Here is a 4,255-nt window from a genome sequence, read left to right on the forward strand (position 1 = left end):
CTATTGCATGTTCAGCTAGTTTTTCTGATTCATAACATTGCATATTTATTTTAGTTTTGCAACACCCTCAAGTAAATAAATCGTACTTGGTAGAATGATAAGCGTCATTCCTAAAATAATCGCTAGTATGCCATAACCTCTATACGGAGCAGAAACGATAAGTGGAAGCCCCGCTAGGAAAATACCTGCTATCATCATTGAAATACTACTAATATTTGAAGCTCTTTTTTCGAGGTGCTTATCATTCCATTCTAATGAAACGGTTGATTTAGTCGTATCAATTTTGGAACTGAAATAACCTATTAATATAAATAAAAGCCCTAATGCTAAAAATATGAAATGATCAAGAGGAAGTGAAAAGCCAAGAGCGATGAGGGCAATGACAATATCGACAAAAAATAAGAATAGTAACATTGTGTTGCCGATCCAATGGAGAAATTTCTGGTTACTCGCTGCTTTAGATAAAGCTAAAAATACAAAGAATAAGAAGGAACATATAATTATATTTACGATTACAAAAGTGCTTTTATCCATTGTTGATGTAGGCGTTCCATTGAAGTCCCATTTCGTAACAATATTTGATGGTAAGAAGAAATATAGAATAATATTTGTCGTAATAATAGTGAGAAATAAAGCAATACTAAATTGATTATTCATTGAATCACCAGTTTTCTAAATCAATAATTGGTATCTTATAACAAAATTATACAATATAATATATGATATTGGTTTTGATTTTTCTGAAAAAACATTATAATTATATATGAAATAAAGGTGAATGCAGGAGGGAATTATGCAAAACGTTGTATTAAAGGGGAAGAAAGTTACAATTCGTACAATAGAAGAATCGGATATAGAAACATTATGGAATATCATATTTAAAGAAGAGAGCCCAGAGTGGAAGAAATGGGATGCGCCATATTTCCCGTTCTCAATGCAAGAATACTCTTCCTATAAAGAGAAGATGCAAACTCGTTTGAAAGAAGAACCACTGTCAAATTTAATTATAGAAAATAACGGTCAAATCATTGGGACAGTCGGGTTTTATTGGGAATATAAACCGACGCGTTGGTTAGAGATGGGGCTTGTGATTTATGACCCAACATACTGGAATGGTGGATACGGTACAGAAACATTGACATTATATAGAGATTTGCTATTTGAAAAAATGGAGATTGGTAGAGTAGGAATCACGACTTGGTCTGGCAATGAACGAATGATGAAAGTAGCGGAGAAAATAGGAATGAGCTTAGAAGGTAGAATGCGAAAGTGTCGTTATTATAAAGGAACATACTATGATTCTATTCGAATGGGAATGATTCGTGAAGAATGGGAAGCACTATGTGTAACGAAGGGGTGAGAAAGTTTGTACGCTATTATTGCTACATTTGATCGTGTATTTACTAATAAAATTACAGAACTGCAAAATGAATTAACGAATATAATGGGAACAAATCAATTAGCTGGAGTAGAACCTCATATCACGATTGCGGATTATAATGAGTTAGATGTTCATTTGTATACGGAGAAACTAGGGGAGTTTGTAGCTATTCAAGAAAATATGGACGCAGTAACTTTTCCTTCTGTTGGAATTTTTCCTACTAATGGAACGGTTTTTCTAGCACCGATTGTTACCGATGAATTGTTAAAACTTCATCATTCTTATCATGATTATTTTAAAAATTTTCATGACAATCCAAATTCATATTACGTACCGGGAAAATGGGTTCCGCATTGTACGATTGCAAATAGATTACATACAAAGCAGTTTTTAAGTGTAATGGAATATATTTATGAAAAATTTGATTTTGCAACAGCTTCAATTGAGAAATTAAAATTAATTAAGGTGAATTATAAAAATGGTTCTGCCATTTCTTCTAGTATATTAGCAGAATATAATTTAAAGAGAATGGAGACATCGAGATGACATATGTAATTAGAGAAATGAAGCAAGAAGACATTCACGCTGTACAATCAGTAGCAAAAATAGCTTGGCATGATACATATGAAGGCATTATTCCAAGAGAAATTCAAGACAGTTTTTTAGACGAGGCATATTCTGATGAAAAAATGAAATATCGTCTTAAAAATACACATTTATTCGTTGCGGAAGAAGAGGGAGAAGTAATAGGATTTGCTAACTTTTCACCTGTTAGACTACAAAATGAAGCGGAATTAGGTGCTATTTATTTGTTACCAGATCAGCAAGGAAAAGGGATCGGAAGTGCTTTATTACAAAGAGGGATTAAGGAATTAAATGGGATACGTAAATTGTACATACATGTAGAAGCAGCAAATGAAAAAGGAAAACGCTTTTATGAAGCGAAAGGTTTTGCTGAATTAGAGCAATTTGAAGAAGACTTTGAAGGACATATGATGCAGACAGTAAGGATGGTTTTATACGTATAAGGAGGACTAGCAATGAAAATTTTTGATTTTAGTGAAAAAGTAGGAAAGCACATATCAGTATTTCAATCTAATTTCATAATGTCGAAAATAGTAAACCATCAAGGAAATGTACATATCGGTGCTATGCATTTACACGAGAATGGAATCATCGGTAATCATGAAGCAGTTGTATCTCAACTGCTTCTTATTGTGGACGGAGCAGGATATGTATGTGGGGCAAATAAAGAAAAGATAAAGGTAGAGGCGGGACAAGCTGTGTTTTGGGAGAAGGGAGAGCTCCATGAAACAAGTACAGAACAAGGATTAACGGCAATTGTTATGGAAGCGGAGAATCTTGAACAAGGGATAGTAATGCCTATTATTCAAGGGGAGTTGTAAAAAATGATAATTAAGGCGAATCAAGAAGATACCAATGAAATATTAAAATATGCGGCTCAATCGCTTTTTGAAGGGACGAGAGGGAATTGTCAATTAAGTACCGAGAAAGCGATTGAAATTACAAAGCCGATTGTAGAAAAAGGAGCATATTATTTAATCATTAAAGAAGAAAATAAAGTAATGGGATGGATATTAATAGGGGAAAATACAGACTATTTTTCTCGTGAAAAACTTGGATTTATATATGAATTGTACGTTTTCCCAGAATATCGCGGGAGAGGATTATCGCGAGAACTGATGGAAGCTGGTATTAAGGAATTAAAGGAGAAATATTCAGAAATTAGGTTGAATGTATTTGCTGGGAATTTTGCAAAAGAGATGTACGAAGAGTTTGGGTTTGTTGAAAGACAGGTAATTATGACTTTGAAGTGAGTATAATAGTCTGAATGAGGGAAGCGAAAGCATGAGAAAAGAAAATGAGTATGTATAAAAGCCGATTTTAAATCGGCTTTTAATTATCGATACATCGTCTATTCTTATATTTTCTATGTTATTGCCATATAGCCTACCTAAAAAGATTGCTCTTATTACTTTTGTTTTAATTATAGGAGCTATTTCATTGGGGGCGAATAAAGTGGTAGGACGAATACATAACAAATTTAAACAATAATAAAGTTTGAAAAAGGATAGAGGTAATTCAATATTAATTAGGGAAAGAAACGGGATTATACGTTAGAGATGGTTATAGGATAGGTGATACCAATAAATTGAAGGATTAAGAGAGGGGCATATTAATATGCAATCATTTAAGGCCGGAAAATATATTACATATGTTGCAGTTGCGATACTTCTTATATTTGCTATGTTATTGCCATATAGCCTACTTAAAAAGATGGCTCTTATTATTTTTGTTTTAATTTTAGGAGCTATTTCCTTAGGGGCGAATAAAGTGGTAGGACGAATACATAACAAATTTAAACAATAATAAAGTTTGAAAAAGGATAGGGATAATCCACTATTAATTAGGAAAAGAAACGGGATTATACGTTAGAGATGGTTATAGGATAGGTGATACTAATAAATTGAAGGATTAAGAGAGGGGCATATTAATATGCAATCATTTAAGGCCGGAAAATATATTACATATGTTGCAGTTGCGATACTTCTTATATTTGCTATGTTATTGCCATATAGCCTACTTAAAAAGATGGCTCTTATTATTTTTGTTTTAATTTTAGGAGCTATTTCCTTAGGGGCGAATATAGTGTTAGGACTAATACATAAAAAATTTAAACAATAATAAAGTTTGAAAAAGGATAGCGATAATCCACTATTAATTAGGAAAAGAAACGGGATTATACGTTAGAGATGGTTATAGGATAGGTGATACTAATAAATTGAAGGATTAAGAGAGGGGCATATTAATATGCAATCATTTAAGGCCGGAAAATATATTACATATGTTGCA

General features: G+C 32.7%; 8 protein-coding genes. 7 read left to right on the forward strand and 1 reads right to left on the reverse strand.

Going from position 1 to position 4,255, the window contains the following annotated elements; all coding sequences use genetic code 11:
* Positions 1-45: 45 nt before the first annotated feature.
* Complete coding sequence (locus ACQRBL_RS10050; protein WP_411996368.1) at positions 46-657, reverse strand: DUF1648 domain-containing protein; 612 nt, start codon at positions 655-657, stop codon at positions 46-48.
* Positions 658-793: 136 nt separating this feature from the next.
* On the opposite strand from ACQRBL_RS10050, the gene ACQRBL_RS10055 reads away from it, so the two are divergent.
* The 7 genes from ACQRBL_RS10055 to ACQRBL_RS10085 all read left to right on the forward strand — a co-directional run bounded on the left by ACQRBL_RS10055 (position 794) and on the right by ACQRBL_RS10085 (position 4,087).
* Positions 794-1,360 carry a GNAT family N-acetyltransferase gene (locus tag ACQRBL_RS10055; RefSeq protein ID WP_001181849.1) on the forward strand — a complete coding sequence of 189 codons (567 nt, stop codon included), beginning with the start codon at positions 794-796 and terminating at the stop codon, positions 1,358-1,360.
* Between the two features lie 6 nt (positions 1,361-1,366).
* Entirely contained in the window at positions 1,367-1,927 is a 561-nt protein-coding gene (locus tag ACQRBL_RS10060; RefSeq protein WP_023521767.1) for a 2'-5' RNA ligase family protein, read from the forward strand.
* Positions 1,924-2,409, forward strand: a complete 486-nt coding sequence (locus ACQRBL_RS10065) for a GNAT family N-acetyltransferase (protein ID WP_000222825.1) — start codon at positions 1,924-1,926, stop codon at positions 2,407-2,409. Before ACQRBL_RS10060 ends, ACQRBL_RS10065 begins: the two co-directional genes overlap by 4 nt.
* A gap of 12 nt (positions 2,410-2,421) precedes the next feature.
* Entirely contained in the window at positions 2,422-2,787 is a 366-nt protein-coding gene (locus ACQRBL_RS10070) for a hypothetical protein (RefSeq protein WP_000688070.1), read from the forward strand.
* Positions 2,788-2,790: 3 nt separating this feature from the next.
* Positions 2,791-3,219: a GNAT family N-acetyltransferase gene (locus tag ACQRBL_RS10075; RefSeq protein ID WP_000584237.1), complete on the forward strand. Its 429-nt coding sequence runs from the start codon at positions 2,791-2,793 to the stop codon at positions 3,217-3,219.
* Between the two features lie 364 nt (positions 3,220-3,583).
* The gene (locus ACQRBL_RS10080; protein WP_001190441.1) at positions 3,584-3,772 is read left to right on the forward strand and encodes a hypothetical protein; all 189 of its coding nucleotides are present in this window, start codon (positions 3,584-3,586) and stop codon (positions 3,770-3,772) included.
* Positions 3,773-3,898: 126 nt separating this feature from the next.
* Complete coding sequence (locus tag ACQRBL_RS10085; protein WP_427734461.1) at positions 3,899-4,087, forward strand: hypothetical protein; 189 nt, start codon at positions 3,899-3,901, stop codon at positions 4,085-4,087.
* Positions 4,088-4,255 lie beyond the last annotated feature (168 nt).

Source organism: Bacillus sp. AF62 (assembly GCF_050312695.1).
GTDB lineage: Bacteria > Bacillota > Bacilli > Bacillales > Bacillaceae_G > Bacillus_A > Bacillus_A cereus.

Coding starts and splice junctions, on each gene's coding strand:
- ACQRBL_RS10050 (WP_411996368.1), bottom strand. CDS start 657: ATGAATAATCAATTTAGTATTGCTTTATTTCTCACTATTATTACGACA.
- ACQRBL_RS10055 (WP_001181849.1), top strand. CDS start 794: ATGCAAAACGTTGTATTAAAGGGGAAGAAAGTTACAATTCGTACAATA.
- ACQRBL_RS10065 (WP_000222825.1), top strand. CDS start 1,924: ATGACATATGTAATTAGAGAAATGAAGCAAGAAGACATTCACGCTGTA.
- ACQRBL_RS10070 (WP_000688070.1), top strand. CDS start 2,422: ATGAAAATTTTTGATTTTAGTGAAAAAGTAGGAAAGCACATATCAGTA.
- ACQRBL_RS10075 (WP_000584237.1), top strand. CDS start 2,791: ATGATAATTAAGGCGAATCAAGAAGATACCAATGAAATATTAAAATAT.
- ACQRBL_RS10080 (WP_001190441.1), top strand. CDS start 3,584: ATGCAATCATTTAAGGCCGGAAAATATATTACATATGTTGCAGTTGCG.
- ACQRBL_RS10085 (WP_427734461.1), top strand. CDS start 3,899: ATGCAATCATTTAAGGCCGGAAAATATATTACATATGTTGCAGTTGCG.